At 42.1% G+C, this 20,562-nt stretch carries 25 protein-coding genes and 2 tRNA genes; 12 read left to right on the top strand and 15 right to left on the bottom strand.

Features of this window, described 5'->3' with window-relative positions:
* Nucleotides 1–255 precede the first annotated feature (255 nt).
* The 5 genes from F955_RS12835 to F955_RS12815 form a co-directional block, all read right to left on the bottom strand.
* Complete coding sequence (locus F955_RS12835) at nucleotides 256–1,002, bottom strand: ATP-binding protein (RefSeq protein WP_004895361.1); 747 nt, start codon at nucleotides 1,000–1,002, stop codon at nucleotides 256–258.
* A 10-nt stretch (nucleotides 1,003–1,012) separates the two neighbouring features.
* Nucleotides 1,013–1,561: a DUF1376 domain-containing protein gene (locus tag F955_RS12830; protein WP_004895358.1), complete on the bottom strand. Its 549-nt coding sequence runs from the start codon at nucleotides 1,559–1,561 to the stop codon at nucleotides 1,013–1,015.
* Nucleotides 1,562–1,633: 72 nt separating this feature from the next.
* Nucleotides 1,634–1,882, bottom strand: a complete 249-nt coding sequence (locus tag F955_RS12825; protein ID WP_004895356.1) for a hypothetical protein — start codon at nucleotides 1,880–1,882, stop codon at nucleotides 1,634–1,636.
* A complete protein-coding gene (locus F955_RS12820; protein ID WP_004895354.1) occupies nucleotides 1,875–3,056 on the bottom strand; it encodes a site-specific integrase in 1,182 nt (393 codons plus the stop codon). Before F955_RS12820 ends, F955_RS12825 begins: the two co-directional genes overlap by 8 nt.
* Before the next feature lie 19 nt (nucleotides 3,057–3,075).
* Nucleotides 3,076–3,285, bottom strand: coding sequence for a hypothetical protein (locus F955_RS12815; RefSeq protein ID WP_000122748.1), 210 nt, complete (start codon nucleotides 3,283–3,285; stop codon nucleotides 3,076–3,078).
* A gap of 115 nt (nucleotides 3,286–3,400) precedes the next feature.
* On the opposite strand from F955_RS12815, the gene F955_RS12810 reads away from it, so the two are divergent.
* Nucleotides 3,401–3,628 carry a helix-turn-helix domain-containing protein gene (locus tag F955_RS12810; RefSeq protein WP_004895349.1) on the top strand — a complete coding sequence of 76 codons (228 nt, stop codon included), beginning with the start codon at nucleotides 3,401–3,403 and terminating at the stop codon, nucleotides 3,626–3,628.
* A 325-nt stretch (nucleotides 3,629–3,953) separates the two neighbouring features.
* Here the strand turns inward: F955_RS12810 and F955_RS12805 are convergent.
* A tRNA-Gly gene (locus tag F955_RS12805) sits at nucleotides 3,954–4,029 on the bottom strand.
* A 47-nt stretch (nucleotides 4,030–4,076) separates the two neighbouring features.
* Nucleotides 4,077–4,152: transfer RNA gene (locus F955_RS12800), tRNA-Gly, on the bottom strand.
* 239 nt (nucleotides 4,153–4,391) lie between these two features.
* On the opposite strand from F955_RS12800, the gene F955_RS12795 reads away from it, so the two are divergent.
* The 5 genes from F955_RS12795 to F955_RS12775 all read left to right on the top strand — a co-directional run bounded on the left by F955_RS12795 (nucleotide 4,392) and on the right by F955_RS12775 (nucleotide 7,198).
* Entirely contained in the window at nucleotides 4,392–4,700 is a 309-nt protein-coding gene (locus F955_RS12795) for a BolA family protein (RefSeq protein ID WP_004814186.1), read from the top strand.
* A 9-nt stretch (nucleotides 4,701–4,709) separates the two neighbouring features.
* Nucleotides 4,710–5,102 (top strand): SirB2 family protein, encoded by a 393-nt coding sequence (locus F955_RS12790; protein WP_004895347.1) that lies wholly within the window; start codon nucleotides 4,710–4,712, stop codon nucleotides 5,100–5,102.
* A 63-nt stretch (nucleotides 5,103–5,165) separates the two neighbouring features.
* On the top strand, nucleotides 5,166–6,002 hold the full coding sequence (locus F955_RS12785; RefSeq protein WP_004895345.1) for a ParA family protein: 837 nt from the start codon (nucleotides 5,166–5,168) through the stop codon (nucleotides 6,000–6,002).
* A 16-nt stretch (nucleotides 6,003–6,018) separates the two neighbouring features.
* A complete protein-coding gene (locus F955_RS12780; RefSeq protein ID WP_004895343.1) occupies nucleotides 6,019–6,414 on the top strand; it encodes a hypothetical protein in 396 nt (131 codons plus the stop codon).
* A 190-nt stretch (nucleotides 6,415–6,604) separates the two neighbouring features.
* Nucleotides 6,605–7,198 carry a LysE family translocator gene (locus F955_RS12775; RefSeq protein WP_004895341.1) on the top strand — a complete coding sequence of 198 codons (594 nt, stop codon included), beginning with the start codon at nucleotides 6,605–6,607 and terminating at the stop codon, nucleotides 7,196–7,198.
* Between the two features lie 16 nt (nucleotides 7,199–7,214).
* Here F955_RS12775 and F955_RS12770 read toward each other — a convergent pair whose 3' ends face one another.
* Nucleotides 7,215–7,853: a DedA family protein gene (locus F955_RS12770; RefSeq protein WP_004895339.1), complete on the bottom strand. Its 639-nt coding sequence runs from the start codon at nucleotides 7,851–7,853 to the stop codon at nucleotides 7,215–7,217.
* Nucleotides 7,854–8,043: 190 nt separating this feature from the next.
* Here F955_RS12770 and F955_RS12765 point away from each other — a divergent pair, with 190 nt between their 5' ends.
* The 3 genes from F955_RS12765 (at nucleotide 8,044) to guaA (ending at nucleotide 10,747) form a co-directional block, all read left to right on the top strand.
* The gene (locus tag F955_RS12765) at nucleotides 8,044–8,463 is read left to right on the top strand and encodes a DoxX family protein (protein ID WP_004895338.1); all 420 of its coding nucleotides are present in this window, start codon (nucleotides 8,044–8,046) and stop codon (nucleotides 8,461–8,463) included.
* Nucleotides 8,464–8,614: 151 nt separating this feature from the next.
* Nucleotides 8,615–8,980, top strand: a complete 366-nt coding sequence (locus F955_RS12760) for a NirD/YgiW/YdeI family stress tolerance protein (RefSeq protein WP_004895336.1) — start codon at nucleotides 8,615–8,617, stop codon at nucleotides 8,978–8,980.
* 198 nt (nucleotides 8,981–9,178) lie between these two features.
* On the top strand, nucleotides 9,179–10,747 hold the full coding sequence (guaA, locus tag F955_RS12755) for a glutamine-hydrolyzing GMP synthase (RefSeq protein WP_004895334.1): 1,569 nt from the start codon (nucleotides 9,179–9,181) through the stop codon (nucleotides 10,745–10,747).
* Nucleotides 10,748–10,967: 220 nt separating this feature from the next.
* On the opposite strand, the gene F955_RS12750 is transcribed toward guaA, so the two are convergent.
* From F955_RS12750 to F955_RS12735, 4 genes are all read right to left on the bottom strand, one after another.
* Nucleotides 10,968–11,588, bottom strand: a complete 621-nt coding sequence (locus tag F955_RS12750; RefSeq protein ID WP_004895333.1) for a hypothetical protein — start codon at nucleotides 11,586–11,588, stop codon at nucleotides 10,968–10,970.
* A gap of 64 nt (nucleotides 11,589–11,652) precedes the next feature.
* Nucleotides 11,653–11,841: a hypothetical protein gene (locus F955_RS12745; protein ID WP_004895331.1), complete on the bottom strand. Its 189-nt coding sequence runs from the start codon at nucleotides 11,839–11,841 to the stop codon at nucleotides 11,653–11,655.
* Nucleotides 11,842–12,059: 218 nt separating this feature from the next.
* Nucleotides 12,060–13,310: a GGDEF domain-containing protein gene (locus tag F955_RS12740; RefSeq protein WP_004895329.1), complete on the bottom strand. Its 1,251-nt coding sequence runs from the start codon at nucleotides 13,308–13,310 to the stop codon at nucleotides 12,060–12,062.
* 199 nt (nucleotides 13,311–13,509) lie between these two features.
* On the bottom strand, nucleotides 13,510–14,814 hold the full coding sequence (locus tag F955_RS12735) for a GGDEF domain-containing protein (protein ID WP_004895327.1): 1,305 nt from the start codon (nucleotides 14,812–14,814) through the stop codon (nucleotides 13,510–13,512).
* Nucleotides 14,815–15,305: 491 nt separating this feature from the next.
* Here F955_RS12735 and F955_RS12730 point away from each other — a divergent pair, with 491 nt between their 5' ends.
* The 3 genes from F955_RS12730 (at nucleotide 15,306) to F955_RS12720 (ending at nucleotide 17,451) form a co-directional block, all read left to right on the top strand.
* On the top strand, nucleotides 15,306–16,253 hold the full coding sequence (locus F955_RS12730) for a pirin family protein (RefSeq protein ID WP_004814204.1): 948 nt from the start codon (nucleotides 15,306–15,308) through the stop codon (nucleotides 16,251–16,253).
* A 29-nt stretch (nucleotides 16,254–16,282) separates the two neighbouring features.
* Nucleotides 16,283–16,681 (top strand): OsmC family protein, encoded by a 399-nt coding sequence (locus tag F955_RS12725; RefSeq protein WP_004814205.1) that lies wholly within the window; start codon nucleotides 16,283–16,285, stop codon nucleotides 16,679–16,681.
* Between the two features lie 122 nt (nucleotides 16,682–16,803).
* Nucleotides 16,804–17,451: a glutathione S-transferase gene (locus F955_RS12720; protein WP_004814206.1), complete on the top strand. Its 648-nt coding sequence runs from the start codon at nucleotides 16,804–16,806 to the stop codon at nucleotides 17,449–17,451.
* A gap of 57 nt (nucleotides 17,452–17,508) precedes the next feature.
* Here the strand turns inward: F955_RS12720 and phoR are convergent, their stop codons facing one another.
* The 3 genes from phoR to F955_RS12705 all read right to left on the bottom strand — a co-directional run bounded on the left by phoR (nucleotide 17,509) and on the right by F955_RS12705 (nucleotide 20,492).
* Nucleotides 17,509–18,867, bottom strand: coding sequence for a phosphate regulon sensor histidine kinase PhoR (gene phoR / locus F955_RS12715; protein ID WP_004814208.1), 1,359 nt, complete (start codon nucleotides 18,865–18,867; stop codon nucleotides 17,509–17,511).
* Nucleotides 18,868–18,891: 24 nt separating this feature from the next.
* On the bottom strand, nucleotides 18,892–19,602 hold the full coding sequence (gene phoB / locus F955_RS12710; RefSeq protein WP_004814209.1) for a phosphate regulon transcriptional regulator PhoB: 711 nt from the start codon (nucleotides 19,600–19,602) through the stop codon (nucleotides 18,892–18,894).
* A 212-nt stretch (nucleotides 19,603–19,814) separates the two neighbouring features.
* Nucleotides 19,815–20,492 (bottom strand): TetR/AcrR family transcriptional regulator, encoded by a 678-nt coding sequence (locus F955_RS12705; protein ID WP_004814212.1) that lies wholly within the window; start codon nucleotides 20,490–20,492, stop codon nucleotides 19,815–19,817.
* Nucleotides 20,493–20,562 lie beyond the last annotated feature (70 nt).

Genomic DNA, 20,562 nt, shown 5'->3' with positions numbered 1-20,562 from the left:
GGTTCACTGCCATATAGGCAGCTTAGAAACAGCATAACTACCAGTCGCCTTTGGAAGCAGCGTTCACTGCCATATAGGCAGCTTAGAAATTGATTCAGTATTGCGGCATTGAAGCATCCCGGTTCACTGCCCTATAGGCAGCTTTGAAGTATTATCTTCAGTAATACTTATGCAAACGAGAGTTTCTGTAAATAATTTTTGTAATAAAAAAGCCAATTATCTCAGTAAGATAATTGGCTTAAGCAAAGAGTTTGGCTATCCGCTTATTCTTCGATCATCCCAATAACACGGCACTACAATCAAATTATTTTCATGTAACCGAGACCATAATCTTACACCTAAATCCCGCTGCATATTTTGGACTGTGAAATTGGAAATCAGCAGGGTAGATTTCATATTGTCATAACGACTATACAAAACCTTATGCACCATCTCCAGGCGTTTTTCATGCCGGTCATGCAGGCCATATTCATCTATGACCAATAAATCAAAACTAGAGAAATGGTCGATAACTTCCTTCTCAGAACGTGAAGCATCTGACCAGGTGTCCATCATTTTTTGAGCAATTTCTGCACTGGTATAGTAGCGCGCAGATTTTGTACTGTTATGCAGAATGTTGCGAATAATTGATGCACTCAGATGGGTTTTACCTGTACCCGGTGTACCAATCATCAACATGTTCGGGTTGTGGTCAGAAATAATTTGCTGTGCAAAGGCCTGACATAGCTTGATGGTATTGTCTTGTGCAGGGCATGCAATTACATAATTCTTGAAGCCACGATCCAGGTATCGTTTATTAAGTCCTGAATTTCTAATTTTCTGTTGTAGCAATCGCTGTTGCAGTTCATCCTCATAGGCTGCATGTGAGTGATGGACGGTTTCTTTGGCACACAATTTACAGAGCCTGTGACCTGCAATTTCCATCAGGGGTATATGATGGGTAGGGCAAAGTGTTTCTGTTGTTTCTGCGCGAAACTGGAGTGTTTTAAGCATGGTTTTCATGGCTGATCTCCTAAATCCATTTTGAATTTTCTAAAAAACTCTCATTTTTTTCTTCAAAATTTGAAAATGAAGATGAAGATGAAGATGAAGATGAAGATGAAGATGAAGGGCATGATTCAAGCATGACTTGAGTAATACTCGGGCTCTTCTCAGGAGCTGCTTGAGTATTTACTTTTCGTTGCTTAGTTGATGCTTGAGCATTACTTGCGGATTTATTCCAGCGTGCTTGAGCTGCATTTTTAGCTTTATCAGATTTCATTTGCTGATTTTGCAATGCCTGGCTTTTTAAACTGGTTAAAAAACTTGAATGAATCTGCTCAGACTCGACTTCAAACAATTCCAGAGCCATCAGCGTATTCAACAAAGTTTTAGCCTTGGTGTGCTGAGGTAATTTCGTGATGCTGCATACAGTAGCTAAGTCATGAGGAATGGCACCATTTTTCCAGAAATCCATCATTAACAGCAGTGCCGCACCAATTTGTTCTGCCGTCATTCGTGCAAATTTTGCCTGTAGGTCGCCAATATAGAGTGGCATCCAAATTGAAATATCTTTATGCATGTGTTCACCTTTTTATAGGTATAGAGGGACTAAGGTCATCGATTGGATGACCTTCTGTCTGTGTTTGTTTTATTAGTGAGCGAGACTCATTAAGCGGAGACGGGCCTGTTGGGCCAAGTCATCGTAATGGGCTTGCCCTTCATCCAACATTCGCTGTAACCAGAGTCTCAACGCCTGGTGATCATCGAAGCATTTATTGATTTCCAACAAAAAAGCTAGATTGTGAAGTTTGGGAATGTGTAGCTCATGGATTAATTCACGAGCGACCATATCTGCTTCAGGGCTGACGACCACACCACCAAAGAAAGCTTTACTATTCATGTGCAAGCTCCTCTGTATTTAGTTTTTCCAGCATGGCTTCAAATGCACTGCCATCGCGGCGCGTAACATTGGGGATGTAACGGCTATAGACTCGAAACAGCATTTCAGTCGTTGAATGTCCCAATTGACGTGCGATCCATTCCGGATTTTCTCCTGCTGACAGCCAAAGAGTTGCTGCTGTATGGCGTGTTTGATAGGCTCTTCTAGACTTCAATCCTAGAAAGCGCAAGATCGGATGCCAGACACGTTTATTCACCAGACGATAATCGAGAGGTCCACCATCACGATTGCAGAAAACAAACTCTGATTTACCATTATTTAAGCTTTTCTGTTGGAGAAAGGCTTGGTAAACGCGGTCATTCATCTGGATCGTGCGGTCAGAACCATAAGTTTTGGTTCCACCAAGCACACCATTCACTAACGCCTCTCTGATATGGATTTCACGACGCTGTAAGTCGATATTTTTCCATTGCAGACCATCGATTTCACTGGTACGCATACCCGTAAAAAAGCGAACGGTGTAATAGGGGCGGAAGTCTTCACGCACTGTGGTAAGAATTTTATGCACCTCTTCCAGAGAAAAAGGTGTGACTTCAATCTTGCTTTCCTTCAGATTGTTAATATTTTTATAAGGCGACTCAAACTCGTATCGTTCAGCCGCATCATTGAGTATCATACGTAAAGGCGTCATGATTTGATTGATCCTCGATGCTTTCAGACTTGTTTGATCTTTTCCGTGTGTCACTTTGGCGAGAGAGGCACGGAAGTTCAGCAAGTCTGACTTCTTGATTTTCGAGAGAACCTGATTACCAAAAGCAGGAATCAAATAGTTTTTGATCACAATTGAAACCTTTTGCTGATATGAGGTTCTCCATTCAACTTGTTTCTGCTTAAACCACAATTCAGTAAACTCTTTAAAAAGAGGAACTTTGGTCTGTACAGCAATTTGCTGACTTCTTTTTTCCTTAAACTCCTCAACACGGTTACTTTTTGGAAAGTACTTTTCGTATTCAAAAGTTCCCAAAGTAATTTCAGCTTCAAGCTGTTCGAGACGTTTTTTCAAAATGCGACGGTTATAAGCATTGTCTTCAAGATTGGTTGTTTCTCTGCAACGAATGCCCATGTAGCGAAAGTCGGCAATCAGTTTGCCACTTCGTTCCCGGATGGTAGCCATCAGTTAAACCTCCTAAGCCTTATTGCAAAGCATCCATGCTTAAACCAGTGAATTTAAGCATTTCAGTTTCAATACGTTCCCAAACAAAAAGAATTTTGCGGCCACCAAAAGGACGGATGTAGTGAACACCTTCAATAAAGACACTGTCCTTCAGCTGGTTGCGAATGGTACGAGCGTCGTACTGGATTTTTTCAGCCAGTTGCTGGGCTGTGAGATAGGTATATGACATAATTGTATTCCTAGCGTAATTCATCGGATGTAAGGAATTTTTCATCCTTAGACCTAAAATAACCTCGAATTTAATTAAATGCAATTAAATTTTCATTGTATTAGAGGAAAAATTAATGGTTATTTGTAAGCTACCAATATTGTTGGCTGAAAGAAAAATGCGTGTAGCTGACTTAATTCGTGGTACAGGCATTAATAAGACAACTTTGCATAAGCTTTATAATGGCGAATTGACTCGAATTGATTTGGAGACCATCGATCGAATTTGTGATTATTTGGATGTACAGGTAGGGGATTTATTTGTTTTTGAAAAAGACAATAAAGAACAATCTGTTAGTGAGTAGTTTGGTCACAAATGGTCACATCAAAAAGTGAAATGGTCACAAATTATTGATCATTTGGTAAAAAATACCTTGTTTGGAAGAGAACAGGGTGATTTTTTGCCTTCAAAAAAGCTCTGAAAGTGGTGATCGATTGAGGACATTTAAGATCAATTGAGACCATTTTTTTTGTTGTGGGCACGCCATGGTCACATCTTGGTCACAAAATACGAATTACATTAAGAATATTTTTTATTGAATCGAATAACAAAGGAAGGAGAGTTTTTAAAAAATATAATAAAATCAACAATAAAAAAGCCCCAATCTTTCGATCAGGGCTTTTAGAATTTGGAGCGGGAAACGAGACTCGAACTCGCGACCCCAACCTTGGCAAGGTTGTGCTCTACCAACTGAGCTATTCCCGCAGGGTCGAATAATTTTTTACTATTAAAAAACTAAACAAAAAAGAATCTGGAGCGGGAAACGAGACTCGAACTCGCGACCCCAACCTTGGCAAGGTTGTGCTCTACCAACTGAGCTATTCCCGCATGCCGTGTATAATACAGCATGCAAAAACAGGGTCAATAACTTTATGAGAAATCTTGCACCGTTTGCATAAAATAAAATCAATTCAGCCAATTCAGCGCTATAAATCGACAAAATTTATGCAAAATTTTGTTAAAACAGGGCCTTGGCAACCTTTAACTCTCCTTGAGTACAGTAAAACTCATGACAGAACAGGGTATACTGAATAGAATTTGGATCATTTGTAATTGCGGAGAAGGCCATGAGTATTGAACAAGTCTTAAGAGAGCGTCTGGCTACCCTGTCTCCATCTCATCTTGAGGTGGTAAATGAGTCTTCTGGTCACGGTGGCTATTACCCGGGTAAGGAATCACACTTTAAAGCGGTAATTGTGAGTGAAGCTTTTGCAGGCCTGCGTCAGGTACAGCGTCATCAGAAAGTCTATGCCGCAGTAGGCGATTTACTGAGCCCGGAAAAAATCCATGCATTAGCAATCCATGCTTTTGTTCCAGAAGAGTGGAGCGGTCAGGATACGACCAGTCCTGAATGTGCACATGCCCCAAAAAACTAAGAGGAACATATGGAAACCCAATTATTAGTCAAAATTATCCATATGTCAGCGGCCAGTCTGGCAATTATCGCGATTCTGGCACGTGCATTTACCTTGTTTGTTGGTACACAGGGTAATTTACCTAATCCGGTCGCACGCAAGCTATTTGTTGCCTTGCAGCATCTGGCACTTGCCGTAATTGCTTTGACGGGTGTCATTTCGCTAGTGATAAAAAACTTTGAAGTACAACCCTGGTTCTATGCCAAGGTCATTTTATTTCTGGTACTGGTTTCATCTTTGATGAAAGCCTATAAAAAAGATGACTCTGTCCTGTTGGTTCAACGTCGTGCTGGCCTGGTTATTGCAATTATTTCATTAGCTGCAATTATGGCACTGGTGATTATCAAGCCAACTTTTGGCTAGAAAATAACATCATTTTGTTTGGCTAAATTTAAAATAGATTGATAAAAATAATAGGGGGTTTTAATGCGTACACGTGTGGTGTTTAACCAAAAAGGGGGCGTGGGGAAGTCGAGTATTGCTGTAAATCTGGCAGCAATCAGTGCACATCAGGGGCATAAAACCCTGCTCATTGACCTCGATCCACAGGCCAATTCCAGCCAGTATCTGCTTGGTGATGATGCAACCTATTCGGGAGACAAGCCTGCATTAGAACCCAATATTGAAAACTATTTTGATGAAGTGCTGGGCAGCCAGCAGAACAAGGGTCTGATTGGCAATGCCATCGGCTCAATTCTAAAAACCCGCACTAAAGGCCTGGAAAGCTATGTGCACCAGTCACCGTTTAAACATCTGGATGTGATTCCAGCCAGCCCAAGTCTCGGCACACTGGCACATGCACTGGAATCCAAACATAAGATCTATAAACTACGTGATGCCTTACAACAGTTAACGGGTCAGTATGAGCGGGTGTTTATTGATACGCCGCCGGCTTTTAATTTCTTTACCTTATCAGCTTTAATTGCGGCAGATCGGGTACTGATTCCCTTTGACTGTGATGTATTTTCCAAACGTGCCCTGCATACCCTGATTGAAAATGTCATCGAAACCCAGGACGACCATAATAACCGTCTGGAAATTGAAGGGATTGTGGTTAATCAATTTCAGGCTCAGGCCAAACTGCCACGTGAGGTGGTGCAACAGCTGAAAGATGAGGGCTTGCCAGTATTGGAAAATATGTTGCCGCCATCGGTGATCATGAAAGAATCTCATCAGAAAAATCAACCCTTAATTCATCTGGCTACTGATCATAAATTGACTCAGGCCTATCAATCGTTGTTCAATGAGATTGAGCAAAAATAAGATTGATGATTCCAGCATGAAACTCATGAAATTCAGTCTTGGCATCGTGGGCCTGGCCTTGTTAAGTGCCTGTGCTACGATCGTCAAGCCGACCTATGTGTCGCCCACCCAATATCAGTCCTATGACTGCGGTCAGCTGCAAGGTGAATATAACCGTATCCAGCAGTATATCGACAATGGTGTACAAGCGCCGAAACGAACGGGTGTTGGCGTAGGCGTCGGTATGGGTGGCGGCTGGGGTAGCCATAGTGGTTGGGGCATTGGGCCGAGCATTTCAGTGAATATGGGGCAGTCCTCTAATACCAAGAAGACCGAACTGGCACGTGTTTTAGGTGAGCAGGAAGCGATTGTTCAGGCAGCGCGCTATAAGAGCTGCCCATTGATCATTCGCCAGGCTGCACCAAAAATATAATGATGAAGATAAAAAATAAAAATGCTGACTGAGGTCGGCATTTTTTAGCATCGCATTCCGGAAAGGGACATTATTTTGCATATAAAACTAGCTGGAATGACTGCTCGGAACAAATTTATGAGAATTTTCATCTTGTTATATATTGAGCAGATTCGTTAATGTTGCGCCATTCTTTGCGGTAAGTTTGCGTATGATCGAAAACTGGCTATTTATTCTGGCTGTAATTACAGTATTGATGATTCCGGGCCCAGGCAATGCACTGGTTGCCAGTGCGGCACATCAACATGGTCAGGCCAGAACCAGTTTATATATACCTGCTATTCTGCTGGGTTACTTCTATGCCATTAATGTCTGGGCCTTGCTGATACATCTTGCTGTCCCGATCTGGCCGAATTTTCAGGGCATGCTGCATATACTGAGCACAATTACTGTAGGCTGGATGACCTTCAGACTGTTTAAAGCCAAACAGCTAGAGCAGCATAATCATAAGCACCCGATGATCCGGCCTTGGCAGATGTTTACTGCGACTTTAAAAAATCCTAAAGCGGCTTTGTTTGCTTCCGGTATTTTTCCCATGGCGACCTGGGAAAATCCAACTAATTTCGTACTGGTGTTCGCGATATTTAGTCTGGTGACATTACCAGTGTTTGTCTTCTGGATGGCGTTCGGTCAGGCAATTCTGGCAGGGGAGTCGGAGAAAATAAAAACCGACCTCGTATATAAAGGGTCGGTCCTGTTTTTGCTGCTTTGCCTGATTCCGCTGATCATCAGTATATTTAACTGAGTTCAGCGATCAGGATTTAAGCCATTTTGTTCTTTTTCAGTTTTTGTTGAATAAAACCGAAGATGCCTGGCAATACACTAATAATAATGATGCCGAAGATCAGATAGGTAAAGTTATCTTTAACGATTGGCATATTTCCAAACAGATAACCCAAAATCACAAAAGAGCTGATCCACAAAAAACCACCAATCACGTTATAGCTCAGGAAATATTTATAATTCATGCTGCCAGCACCGGCCACAAAAGGAGCAAAGGTACGGGCGAAAGGCACGAAACGGGCAAAGATAATAGTCTTGCCACCATGTCTGGCAAAAAATTGCTGGGTTGCTAGTAGGTGTTTTTTATTGATAAAGCGCGATTCAACTTCAAACACACGCGGCCCGATGAACTTGCCAATATGATAGTTCAGCGTATCACCCAGTACTGCTGCCACAAATAGGAGCGGAATCAGTACCCACGGATCCATGGCCCCAGTAGATGCTGCAAGTGCCCCCGCAGCAAACAGCAAGCTGTCACCCGGCAGGAAAGGCATGACTACCAGTCCCGTTTCTACAAAGATAATCAGGAAAAGAATGGCATAAATCCACACCCCATAATTGGTGATGAATTCAAGCAGATGGTCATCTACATGTAGGATAAAATCAAGCAGTTCCATGGCGCCAGTACAAGCAAAAGTGTGCCCAAATCCTAACAGTGATTAGGCTTAAAGTCAGCATCAAAAGTGGTCTATTTCCAGTCTCATCATTCTAAAAATAAAATGATGAATCTTATTTTGGTTATTAATAATTAAAAATGAAACTTATAAGATGTGCTCATGTTTTAGCAATCATCTTCGAGTTTTTATCATGTTGAATCCAAATCGTATTATCGCCAATCTTGTTGCTCATCCTGTACTTGAATCCGCAACATTCGTGTCTGCACGTGTCTTAATGGCTTATATTTTTATTGTGGCAGGTTGGGGCAAAATCGCTGGCTATGAAGCAACAGTTGGTTATATGCAAGCTATGGGTGTTCCTGCTGAATTATTACCTGTGACAATTTTGCTGGAGTTGGGTGGTGGTTTAGCGATTTTATTTGGCTTGCAGACTCGTGTTGTGGCAGCACTTTTGGCTGGCTTTAGCTTAGTGACTGCATTTTTATTTCATGGTACGCCTGAGGATGCAGTGAACTTTATGAAAAACTTCGCGATGGCAGGCGGCTTATTGCTATTGGTATTACAGGGTGCAGGTCGCTTCAGTCTTGATCATCTGATTGAGCGCCAATAGTAAAACAACGATCCAATCGAGTGGTCTAAGACCGCTTTTTTTGTGGATACATAACATTAAACTAGCTTTACAGAATTAAGCTTCGTGCAGTGCATTCACTCTGATTAGATAGAATCAGGAATTTAAACCTGTTGTTTAAGGAGTATATTGAATGCAAAAGCAAATTTTAGCTGTATTGATGACGGGACTCGTTGTTAGTGGCGGTGCATGGGCAAAGTCAGATCAGGCCCTCCTTGCTGAAGCTCAAAAAAATAAAGTCAGCATTGCTCAAGCACAAAAAATGCCGGATGAAACTGGTGTGACCTTAACAGGTAAAATTGTGCGTCAAGTTGCACCGCAGAGTGATGATTTTGAACTTCGAGACAGCAGTGGCACGATTATTATTGATGTTGATGATGACCTGTGGAAACCCTTAAAGTTAAAAGCGGGTGATAACGTTCGTGTGCTTGGTGAGGTAGATACTCATCGTCAGAAACCTACCGATATTGATGTGATTAGTATCGAAAAAGTGAAATAACCACATTTAAGGTTCTGCTTCAATCTCATTCAATCTTGAATCCAGGATTGAAGCAGATCTGACAAAAAATTCAGTCTGATCAAGATACAGTGCTAAATATGTATATATTTCAAGCGCCTTGAAACAGTGTGCTTAATGCAGCGAAAAATGATAGAATACGGCGCTTATCTTTCGTTTGCCTTTCTATAGTTGTTTGTCATGACTACCAATACTCAAATCACTGAAGATCGTATCCTGATTTTGGATTTCGGTTCTCAATATAGCCAATTGATTGCACGTCGCGTACGTGAGTCTGGCGTATATTCTGAAATGTTTGCCTATGACATGTCTGAAGAAGACATTCGTGCATTTAATCCAAACGGTATCATCTTGTCAGGTGGTCCTGAGAGCGTTCACGAAGAAGGCAGCCCGCGTGCGCCAGAAGTTGTGTTCAACTTGGGCATTCCTGTATTGGGTATTTGCTACGGTCTGCAAACCATGTCTGCACAACTTGGCGGTAAGGTTGAGCCAGGTACAGTACATGAATTTGGCTATGCAGAAGTAGACATTCAAATCCGTGATGGTCTTATTGGCGATCTTGAAGATTCAGCAGACAAATTGAAAGTCTGGATGAGCCACGGTGACAAAGTGACTCAAATTCCAGAAGGCTTCCAGATTACTGCCAGTACACCAAGCTGTCCGGTCGCAATGGTGTCTGATGAAAAACGCCGTTTCTATGGTATTCAGTTCCACCCGGAAGTCACTCATACTGCCAAAGGTAAAGAGTTACTGTCTAACTTCGTTCACAATATCTGTGGTTGCCGTAGCCTGTGGAACTCTGAAAACATTATCGACCTTCGTGTTGAACAGCTTCGTGAACAGATTGGCGACCAAAAAGTACTGCTCGGTCTTTCAGGCGGTGTGGATTCATCAGTTGTTGCGGCGCTGTTACACCGTGCAATTGGCGACCAATTGACTTGCGTATTCGTGGACAATGGTTTACTTCGTCTAAATGAAGGCGACCAGGTTATGGACATGTTTGCGAAAAACATGGGTATCCGTGTCATTCGTGCTGATGCTGAAGAGCGTTTCTTGACTGCACTTGCGGGTGAAGTTGATCCAGAGAAAAAACGTAAAATCATCGGCCGTGAATTCATCGAAGTATTTGCTGAAGAAGCACGTAAGCTTGATGGTGTAAACTTCCTGGCTCAAGGTACGATTTACCCTGACGTGATCGAATCTGCTGCAAGCAAACAGGGTAAAGCACACGTGATTAAATCACACCACAACGTGGGTGGTTTACCAGAAGATTTAGCATTTGAACTGGTTGAACCAATTCGTGACCTGTTTAAAGATGAAGTACGTAAATTGGGTACCACTTTAGGTCTTCCATTTGAAATGCTTTATCGTCACCCATTCCCAGGTCCGGGTCTAGGTGTCCGTATTCTTGGTGAAGTGAAAAAAGAATATGCTGACATTCTCCGTTTGGCAGATGACATTTTCATGCAAGAACTGCGTGCTAGCGGTTGGTATGACAAAACTGCGCAAGCATTTGCTGTATTCCAGCCAGTTAAATCTGTTGGTGTTGTAGGTGATGGTCGTCGTTATGCGTGGGTCATTGCACTTCGTGCAGTTGAAACTGTTGACTTCATGACAGCTCGTTTTGCTCACCTTCCATACGAGCTTGTAGATAAAATCTCAACTCGTATCATGAACGAAATTGCTGAAGTTTCTCGTGTGGTTTATGACGTATCGTCTAAACCACCAGCAACGATTGAATGGGAGTAATTTCCTTACGGAAATTATTTAATAAAGGGCGCTTAGGCGTCCTTTATTATTGAAATGCAGCAATTAAAATAGCAACAATAATAGCGATAAATGCAGTTATTCCTGAAAATTTTGCCCAGAATGCATTTGTTTGGGCTAACTTAGCGGTTTCAATTTCGCGTTGCTTTGCCTCAGCTGCTTCGAGCTCAGCTTTTTCTAAGGCTTCGACCTCTTTTGTTATTTATTTCGCTTGAACAACTAAACAGTTAGCAATAGCTCTAAATTGTTTTTTGATTTTTACTAAATCTTCAATTTTATCAACTATTTTTTGATAATGAGCTTCTCTATCATTTTTGCTGATAGCAAATTGATTAACTGACTCAGTATTATGTGAAATATCAAATTGACCGATTTCAGTTACGGCATCCATCCAATCAAAAAAGTCTGGAAAATGGTCTGTAACAACTAAATTAAGATCTTGGAAACTGGCTTCGTAAGTTTTTAGTTCTGCTTCAAGTTGTTGAGTTAGTTGATCCAAAGAATCAAAATAGGCACGTAATAAATGTTTATATGCTGAGCGAAGATCATCAATATTTACTAAACATTGATGAGGTGCTTCAGCGGGAAAGAAATTCGATTTGCTCAACACTTTACTGATATGGTAACCAGCATAACGCATTTGATTAATTGCAGCGATAGGAACATCATCAATAATATTTTCGACACGTTTCGCCCATGTTTCGGCATTTTGAAATGCAGCATGGAGTTCATCAAACATGTTTTTTATATCATTGTGTGAATATGGTATGACTGATGATGTCGAAGTTAGAGTATTTGGAGTGACATCCACAATCTGATTCATATTCTTCCTTAAAAAATTGAATAAAAAAGGCATCTTAGATGCCTTTTTTGAAAATGTAAAATTTTTATGCTATAGCTTGCTTTAATATTAATTTGTTTGAGAAACGTCCAGTTTGTAAGCGAACATTTCCTTCAGCTAAGCGTTGAGTAACCTTATGGGCAGCTTCATTACGTACTTGAATATATAACTCTTCTTCAGTCATACGAGCCAATTGGGCTGCTAATTCTTTACGGCGTTGAGCAAGGAGTTTCACTTTATAACCCTTTTTAAAGGTGACAAAAAAAGACTATAACTAGTTCCTAGTTAAGTCTTACATTTGCTTATATTCAATTATAAGCAATTATTTTTAAAAGATTAAATTTAAATATAGATTAATCTATATGTTGCAATTATATACAGCTAGTATTTAAAAGCAATAAATCTATATAAAAAAGTACAATCTTTAAGATGATTGGCAAAACAATCTTTTAGTCATTCTCCAGCCACTTTGATATTTCGGTCATTACTCCAGGAACCTTGCGTTTGCAGCTCTACATTTGGACTAATGAAAGAATCATATTGCTCAACCCGATTGCGTCCATTGGCCTTGGCCTGATACAGCGCAATATCCGCCTGTTTAATTACGGTATACAGGTCTGTTTCACAGGTTTCCAAGATCGCTGTACCAATTGAAATAGTGAACTTTAAGGACTGAGCTTGATCAAGAAAAACTTCGGTCTGTTCAATGCGCTGCCTTAAACACTCGGCAATTTTTAGAGCATCATCCAGATGCGTTTCAGGAAGCAGGGCAATAAACTCTTCCCCGCCGTAGCGCGCCAGAATATCAGTATTTCGCATTTCACTTTGAGCTGTTTTCGCAATGATTTGCAGTACCTGGTCGCCAATATCATGACCATAGTTATCATTAATCTTTTTAAAATGATCGACGTCAAAGACGATTAATGAACTAGGACTCGGTGTTCCTTCTTCAAGCGTATGTGTTAGATGTTGCTGAGCCAAATATTCAAAAAAGCGGCGATTATTTAATCCTGTTAGGGAATCGGTATGCGCCATATGCTCAAAAGCCTGACGGTTATATTCGTTCAAGGTATGTTGTAAAAATACAATCCGAGATTTAAGCGTTGAATTCCAGCTGATATAGATACTAAAACTTAGCACCGGCAAATAAATCAGAGAAAACAGAACCAGCTGTTGCAGATCGCCTTTAACATTGAAATACACACCCATATAGATCATGAAGGTAATCAGGGCCGAGATGATCAGGGAAGGCCTGAAACGGATATGTACACTTAAATTTGCCAGAACAATAAAGACCAGAGAGGAATATTGATAGATCAGGTTATAAGGACTTTCTGACTGATTTAAATTAAAAAACCAGACCGCACTGGCACCAATAATCGAAGTGGGTAGCAATAGATCAAAGAGTGGTAAATTCCGGCTATGCTGGTACATCCAGACCGTGATCAGGGTCATGACTGAGGTAAAACCCAGTTTGGTTACAAGCAACAGGGTATGGATGTCACGCAGTACATAAATATCCGCAAGGGTATAGGAAGCATAAGCAAACTGTGCAAACAGATTCACCTGAAGCAGATATCTCAGATGCAGCTTTTTCTGATGAGAATAATAGGCAGATTTTAATGGCTGAGGAATACACACCAGAGGATCTTTAAGCGCCTGCTGAATCAGAAGGCGTGACTCCTTATGATATTCCTGTGGCATTCAGCCTTCCCCATAAAAAATAAAATTTTTTATATATTAAGTTTTGTATAAATTTTATTCTATTACTTAAAAATTCACTTTAAAAGTAGTCATCTAGAATAAATATCTTCGGCTACAAAAAAAGGGAGAGTGAGTACAAAGCAAAAAATGAGATAGGCTGGATTTACTGTCTATGCGTTTAAATTACTTCTATGACTGTTCATAAGTTAATATATTTTTCAGTATAAAAATTCTGTAGATCAGATTGAAACGGTGAACTCATATCTGGACGATACACTTCAATCCGGTTACGTCCACTCTTCTTGGCGGCATAAAGCGCCACATCCGCTTTTTTAATCAGATCATCCAGATCCTGAGTATGGGACTCCAGCTCAGCAATACCAATCGAAACTGTAAATTTCAGTATCAACTCAGGCCGGGCATAGAGATACTGCTGCTGAATCGAATTACGAATGCGCTCGGCAATTACCAAAGCATCTTGCAACTGTGTATCGGACAGCAAAATAATAAACTCCTCACCACCAAAACGTGCCAGTACATCACTATGGCGCATTTCCTTACGCGCTGTATCTGCAATTAACTGTAGTACCCGATCCCCGACATCATGCCCATAACTATCATTGATTTGCTTGAAATGGTCCACATCAAACATTAGCAGACAGGTGCTTGAATATCTTGGCCAGTCATGAATACAGTTTTCTGCCAGATTAACAAAATGCCGACGGTTATAGAGCTGAGTCAGTTCATCAGTATGGGCGAGATTACGCACCATATGGTAGTTCCATTCATCTAACAAAGTACGGATAAATGCACGACGGGTATGCAGGATATTATTCCAGTTAAAATACAGGCTAAACAGCAACACTGGGCTGAACACGACCATAAAGATAAAAGCTTCCGATAACGTCATTAGCTGCGTCATTGCTATCAGGACCAGCAGGCTGATCAGGATTGAACAATATAGTGCAGCCTTAAATTGAACCTTGATGCAGAGATTGGCAATCAGAATAAAAATGGATGCAGCATACAAGTAATTTTCTACATGTAGGCTGGTAGAAGAGAGCAGGAGCAGGATCCATACTCCAGCACAAAGCGTAGTCCCTATCGGCAGGATCAGATCGAGCAAGCGAATGTTCTGGCTGTATTGAAATAACAGTTCACAGACGATCCAGAAAGCTAAGACCAAAATCACCCGAGTAAACCCAGAAACCATCATCAGGTCGGGGATGATAAAGATATCGGCAAAGAAATATAGCAGGAACACCAACTGCGCCAGTAAGTGGATCTGACGCAGACTATGGTAGTTATGCCGGTACAGATAGTCGTAAAAATGGGGTAGAAATTGCACAGGAATACGGGCGTGCCGATCCACAAGTGCATCTTCTAGCACTTGACGGTTCTTCAGGTCATTCTCGGAAGGTTGCAGCTGTTCCGAAGAATGCCGATTAAGACTCTGCAAGGAAGCCTGCATATTTGCATGCATCCTGCCATCGGCAATCGTCATTTTTCAATCCATTAAAAATTCGCACATATTATGAGCAAATTTTGGGGTCAGGAATCTATGGTCAAACGGATAGATTGCGACGCATGGAGAAGGAAAAAGTAACAAAACATTTTTTCTGCGACAGGAGAAAGCCAAAACTTAGGTATTATTGAATTAATTATTTGATTTAATTTATAAAAAATTTAAATATAAGCCTGTTTCACGTGAAACAGTCCGAGATAATTGTTTGTTGCAGTATGTGTAAACCTCACCTTATTAAAATGAAAAATGCTAAAAAAGGTTGGGGTGATCTTTAACTAGTTGCGACCTCGAATTTTAAGGATAGATTCAAGATTCTGAGTACCCATGAAAACAAAAAATCAGGTCAAGTACAGATCAGACCGTTGAAGTTAAAGATTGTTGCAAATATGACAAGCACAATCCTGAAAGTAGCACTCTTTTTACCGATCTGAATTGCTATGATCTTTTGACCCAGCCGAGTGAGCCAGAACATGTCGAATAATAATGATATCGAACTTTTCAATTCAGATGATTGCACAAAATACGTCAATCAGTTCATTGCAGAATTTCCATTACGCCGTGCTGAAATTGGTCAGGGAACAGTGATCAAGCGTGCGTTACCAAGCCGGCATAAACGGATGATCGGGGCATGGTGTTTTCTGGATCATGCCGGACCTGCTCATTTCCCGCAGGGAGACGGCCTGGATGTAGGACCACATCCACATATTGGTCTACAGACTTTTACCTGGATGATCGAAGGTACCATGATGCATCGTGACAGTCTGGGCAGTGCGCAGCTGTTACGTCCGCGTCAGGTCAATCTGATGACGGCTGGTTATGGCATTTCCCATTCTGAAGTTGCACCTGAAACAGAAACTAAAATGCATGCCGCACAGCTCTGGATCGCTTTGCCAGATGATATGGTCAATATGGCACCCGCGTTTGATCATTATCCGGAATTGCCTGTGGTTGAGGATCAAGGCATTGAGTTCACGGTACTGGTTGGGGAATATCTTAAGGCAATATCACCAGTGAAGGTACATAGCGAACTGCTCGGGGTGGATCTGTATGCAGCAGACAGTACCCAGGCAGTATTACCGCTTCATCCGAAATTTGAATATGGTTTTCTGGCACTGGAAGGGACGGCCAGTATCAACGGACATGAACTGACTGAAGATAATATGGTGATTCTGGAACCGGGGCTGGATCGGGTACATATCGAGATTCATGCCGGAAGCCGTGTACTGTTACTGGGGGGCGAACCTTTTGAAAGCCCGATTTTACTATGGTGGAACTTTGTTGGCCGCACGACTGAAGAATTGAAAATGGCACGTGAGCAATGGATTGCAGAACATGAGCGATTTGGCTCGATTCCTGCCTACGAGGGACCACGACTTGAAGCCCCTGCTTTCCCGGGCCATATGCGTCCTTCAAAATAAATGGATCACCATAAAATAAGGAAGAAGAAATGGCCATGCTTGCAAGTGCTCGTGTACATAGTCTGGAAACACCATGGCAGGGACAGATCAGTCATGGCAATCACCAATATCTGACGGATAAGCCGGAAGCTTTTGGTGGTCAGGATCGTGGTCCCGCACCTTATGATTTCCTGCTGGCAGGCTTGATTTCCTGCACCATGATTAGCTTGCGTATGTATGCCAGCCATAAAGATCTGGAGCTGGGGGAGTTTCAGGTTGAAGCCGATTTCTTTGCCAATCGGGAAGGGCAGGAATGGATTGAACGACGTTTAAGTTTTCAAAATCCGTTAGATGAAACATTGCGGCAAAAAATTCTGGAAATTTGTCAAAAAACACCAGTGACTAAAACTTTACTACGGAGTCTGGAGATTCGAACTACATTACTTTGATCTCGCTATATGTAAAGAAGACTGATTGAAATGTAATATAATTCGTAAAGCATTTCACCGGAACCAGATACTTTTTGTTATGCTGAAGCGGCAATAACACGACAATAACAAAAGAGTCTAACATGCGTATCCTACACCATCTTGAGCAGTCCCGATCGTTCCGTATTTTATGGGCATTGGAAGAATTGGGGCTAGATTATGAAATCAAGTTCCATAAACGGCTGCCTAACTTTTCTGCCCCTTCAGAGTTGAAGATGATCCATCCATTGGGGAAGGCGCCGATCCTGATTGATGGTGATCAGGTGCTGGTAGAATCTGCGGTAATCTTACAATATTTGCAGGAAACTTATGATGTGGGTATGGAGTTTCAGCCGCTCAATTCTACTACCAAACAGCAGTACCGGTACTGGATGCATTATGCCGAAGGCTCACTGATGCCGTTACTGGTTATGCATCTGGTCATGAATTCCGTTGAGAAGCACACACCATTTTTGCTGCGTCCTATGGCGCGACAGATTACCAGTGGAATTAAAAGTAAATTTGTACAGCCACGTCTTAAAGATCATATTCAATATCTGGAAGACTACCTGAGCGAGCATGAATATTTTGCCGGTCGATTTAGTTTTGCTGATATTCAGATGAGTTTCCCATTAGATGCCATTCAGACCCGTACGGGTAAACGTTATCCGGCGATTGAAGCCTATCTGGAACGCTTATCTCATCGTCCCGCCTATTTCCGGGCCATGTCCAAAGAAGAAGTATTGAGTTAACAAGCCATTAAAAATAAAGGTGCCAAAAGGCACCTTTTTATTGGGATAAGGTTTCAATCAGTCCGGGAAGCTCAAGCGTTCCTTCGGGAAAATCACTTTAAAAGTAGAGCCCTGATTTTCACGAGAATCAATTTTTAGCTGTGCCTGATGCTGCATCAGTACATGTTTTACAATCGCAAGTCCAAGACCTGTACCGCCAGTACGTCGGCTACGGTCAGAATCGACGCGATAGAACCGTTCAGTCAGACGCGGTACGTGTTTCGGGTCAATCCCGATCCCGGTATCTTCTACCACAAAGTAAGCCGATTCACCATCATCATGCCAGCCCATGGTGACCGTACCGCCTTTTGGCGTGTATTTAATCGCATTGGTGATCAGGTTGCTGAAAGCACTGGCAATTTCCATATCGGAACCAATCAGATCACAATGACTGTCAATATCCAGGTTCAGCGTATGACCATAATCCACGTTATAGGCCTGAGCATCATCAAATAGCTGGTTCATCAGATTGGGCATGTCGATAATCTGGTTCTTGGCAATATTTTCGTCATTTTCCAGACGAGACAGTAGTAACAAGTCATTGACCAAGGCATTCATACGCCGGGTCTGGGATTGCATCTGGTCAAAGGCACGTTTCCAGCGTGGACTGATATCTTCCTGATCGGTAAAGGTTTCGATATAGCCGCTGAGCACCGTTAAAGGCGTGCGTAACTCATGCGAGATGTTATCGACAAAGTCTTTGCGCATCTGCTCCAGATTATGCATCCGGGTCACATCATAAGCGACCAAGAGACGGCTTTCACCCCCAAAGCGGGTCATCTTGACCTGTACATAATGGTCTTCAAAGATCGAAGATTGCATCTTGAGACCGTCAGGCGCATCATCAATATGATGATAATAATCAACGAAATTTGGCTGAGAGAGTAAACTCAGAATATTACGGCTTTTATCTTCAGCACTGATGCCGAGCAGACGTTCAGCTGCGGGATTCCACCATTCAATCTGCTGATTTTCATCGATCAGTACCACGGCTTCCTGTAGCGCGCCTAGAGAAGACTGGGCACGATCAATCAGCTCGACCATTTCTGCCTGTACAATGCGTTCCTGACGCTGGGCCTGATAGACATTAAAGAGCAGGGCACCCCAGATGCCATTGATCTTGGGTGGTACGTCATAAGGACGATTGGAAATCCAGTCATTGACCAGATACAGGGAACGGATTTGTGTGACAAAGAATGCTACAAAAGCCAGTACGATACAGACCCAGAAATACCCGATCCCGAAACCAATCAGGCTGCCGATCAACAGGAAGAAGGCCAGAAGGCGTAAATCCTGCTTGGCAAAGTCCCATAAACTATTGGAGCTTGGCAGTTTATGCCCACGGGCCATTTCAGGAACAGGGTAGGGTTTATACATAAAGCAGGATTTACCTAAGTCAAATTAGCCGAGTGCAACATCAATACGGGTCGAAAAGCGATAGCCGGTTCCGCGTACAGTCTGTACAAAACGGTCGGCGCCATATGGCTCCAGCACTTTGCGCAGGCGTCGGATATGCACGTCAATGGTTCGGTCTTCAATATACACATTGCCACCCCACACCTGATCCAGGAGCTGGGCACGGGTATAGGCACGTTCTGGATGGGTCATGAAGAAGGCCAGCAGGCGGTATTCAGTCGGCCCCATATCCAGAATAGTATCATTAAAGCTGACACGCTGGCTTGCAGGATCGAGTAACAGGCCATTGGCTTCAATACTTTTTTCACCATTCAGGCTATTGGTACGGCGCAGTACGGCTTTGATACGGGATACCAGTTCACGGGTAGAAAATGGCTTGGTCATGTAGTCATCTGCACCGGCATCCAGACCTTGAACCTTATGATCTTCTTCGCCTCGTGCAGTGAGCATAATGACTGGAATTTCTAACAGGGTTTCATCGCGTTTCAGGCGACGGCATAAGTCTACACCGTTCACTCCACCGGGCATCATCCAGTCCAGCAGGATCAAGGCTGGACGCTGATCCACAATCATTTGATGGGCCTGTTTGGCATCTTCTGCTTCTAAACAATTGAAGCCAGCCATATCCAGTGCCGTATGGATCATTTCCCGAATTGGAAGCTCATCATCGACGATTAAAATGTAGTCATCTTTCACAGCGCATTTCCTATAAGTCAACGGTGGACCGTTTTATATTTATGACGAGCCTATTACAAAGATTAATTATGACAGTATCATTGCAGAAAGGGATATTTGCCCTGCTTTCGCAAAGATTTGTGACAATTTAAGTTACTTGATAGAAGAAAAATATCTGTAATAACAATTGATTGAAAAATAGAAAATAAATTAAGAAATAATTGCGCTAAACATTATTTCTTATCTGAAAAAGATTCAAAAAGTGCCAAAAATACAATACTGCATGAGGACAAAACCTCCTCCATGGACTGTTTAAAACCGCTCATGACCCAGCGAATGGCAATCTGGGTGACATAACCATTTAAGCCCGTGGATACCAGAGAAATTTCCTGTTCGGAACGGCTCAGGTTCGGCATCATCAGCATGACAAAGGCCTGAATCATGCGATCAAAACGGCCCATGGTTTCGTGAATGGTGGCCTGATTATGCAGTTCCTGCACCAGCATGGCATCGATATAAATAATCCGGGCCATACGTGGATTATCACGCAATGTAGTGAGCAGGGCAGTCAGACCAGCTTCGATCATCTTTTTAGGATCAGAGGAAGCCTGCATCATGGCTTGCATGACATTTTGCTGCAATTCATCGATCAGTTTTAGAAAAATAGTTTGAAACAGATGCTCACTTTTCTTAAATGATTCATAGAAATAGCGTTCGGTCAGTTTGGCTTCAGTACAGATATCTTTGACGGTTACAGAAAAAAAGCCATGCGTGCCATACGCTTGAATACCCGCTTCAATCAGCTTTTCCCGGCGTGCCTGCTGGCGTTCAGCCATAGACAGACCCTTAAACTGACGTTCCTTTGTCATCGTTTTTTGTTGTTTTTCCACAGGAATTGCCGAATTGGTCATAGAATGATTAAGCTCATAAGCACCGAAATTTTGAATATCTTACCAATAAATTGCATTTAGACCTATGTTC

Source organism: Acinetobacter schindleri CIP 107287, assembly GCF_000368625.1.
GTDB classification, from domain to species: domain Bacteria; phylum Pseudomonadota; class Gammaproteobacteria; order Pseudomonadales; family Moraxellaceae; genus Acinetobacter; species Acinetobacter schindleri.
Note: the sequence above shows the minus strand (reverse complement) of the source record. Positions and strands in the feature narration are given on the sequence as shown.

What these genes read in the sequence shown, in the direction of transcription:
- phoR (WP_004814208.1), bottom strand. Translation starts at nt 18,867, where the DNA reads ATGTATAAACCCTACCCTGTTCCTGAAATGGCCCGTGGGCATAAACTG.
- F955_RS12820 (WP_004895354.1), bottom strand. Translation starts at nt 3,056, where the DNA reads ATGGCTACCATCCGGGAACGAAGTGGCAAACTGATTGCCGACTTTCGC.
- F955_RS12830 (WP_004895358.1), bottom strand. Translation starts at nt 1,561, where the DNA reads ATGCATAAAGATATTTCAATTTGGATGCCACTCTATATTGGCGACCTA.
- F955_RS12835 (WP_004895361.1), bottom strand. Translation starts at nt 1,002, where the DNA reads ATGAAAACCATGCTTAAAACACTCCAGTTTCGCGCAGAAACAACAGAA.
- F955_RS12720 (WP_004814206.1), top strand. Translation starts at nt 16,804, where the DNA reads ATGCGTATCCTACACCATCTTGAGCAGTCCCGATCGTTCCGTATTTTA.
- F955_RS12730 (WP_004814204.1), top strand. Translation starts at nt 15,306, where the DNA reads ATGTCGAATAATAATGATATCGAACTTTTCAATTCAGATGATTGCACA.
- F955_RS12765 (WP_004895338.1), top strand. Translation starts at nt 8,044, where the DNA reads ATGTTGAATCCAAATCGTATTATCGCCAATCTTGTTGCTCATCCTGTA.
- F955_RS12760 (WP_004895336.1), top strand. Translation starts at nt 8,615, where the DNA reads ATGCAAAAGCAAATTTTAGCTGTATTGATGACGGGACTCGTTGTTAGT.
- F955_RS12810 (WP_004895349.1), top strand. Translation starts at nt 3,401, where the DNA reads ATGGTTATTTGTAAGCTACCAATATTGTTGGCTGAAAGAAAAATGCGT.
- F955_RS12785 (WP_004895345.1), top strand. Translation starts at nt 5,166, where the DNA reads ATGCGTACACGTGTGGTGTTTAACCAAAAAGGGGGCGTGGGGAAGTCG.
- F955_RS12725 (WP_004814205.1), top strand. Translation starts at nt 16,283, where the DNA reads ATGGCCATGCTTGCAAGTGCTCGTGTACATAGTCTGGAAACACCATGG.
- F955_RS12770 (WP_004895339.1), bottom strand. Translation starts at nt 7,853, where the DNA reads ATGGAACTGCTTGATTTTATCCTACATGTAGATGACCATCTGCTTGAA.
- F955_RS12740 (WP_004895329.1), bottom strand. Translation starts at nt 13,310, where the DNA reads ATGCCACAGGAATATCATAAGGAGTCACGCCTTCTGATTCAGCAGGCG.
- F955_RS12825 (WP_004895356.1), bottom strand. Translation starts at nt 1,882, where the DNA reads ATGAATAGTAAAGCTTTCTTTGGTGGTGTGGTCGTCAGCCCTGAAGCA.
- F955_RS12705 (WP_004814212.1), bottom strand. Translation starts at nt 20,492, where the DNA reads ATGACCAATTCGGCAATTCCTGTGGAAAAACAACAAAAAACGATGACA.
- F955_RS12750 (WP_004895333.1), bottom strand. Translation starts at nt 11,588, where the DNA reads ATGAATCAGATTGTGGATGTCACTCCAAATACTCTAACTTCGACATCA.
- F955_RS12775 (WP_004895341.1), top strand. Translation starts at nt 6,605, where the DNA reads ATGATCGAAAACTGGCTATTTATTCTGGCTGTAATTACAGTATTGATG.
- F955_RS12735 (WP_004895327.1), bottom strand. Translation starts at nt 14,814, where the DNA reads ATGACGATTGCCGATGGCAGGATGCATGCAAATATGCAGGCTTCCTTG.
- F955_RS12790 (WP_004895347.1), top strand. Translation starts at nt 4,710, where the DNA reads ATGGAAACCCAATTATTAGTCAAAATTATCCATATGTCAGCGGCCAGT.
- F955_RS12780 (WP_004895343.1), top strand. Translation starts at nt 6,019, where the DNA reads ATGAAACTCATGAAATTCAGTCTTGGCATCGTGGGCCTGGCCTTGTTA.
- F955_RS12815 (WP_000122748.1), bottom strand. Translation starts at nt 3,285, where the DNA reads ATGTCATATACCTATCTCACAGCCCAGCAACTGGCTGAAAAAATCCAG.
- F955_RS12795 (WP_004814186.1), top strand. Translation starts at nt 4,392, where the DNA reads ATGAGTATTGAACAAGTCTTAAGAGAGCGTCTGGCTACCCTGTCTCCA.
- guaA (WP_004895334.1), top strand. Translation starts at nt 9,179, where the DNA reads ATGACTACCAATACTCAAATCACTGAAGATCGTATCCTGATTTTGGAT.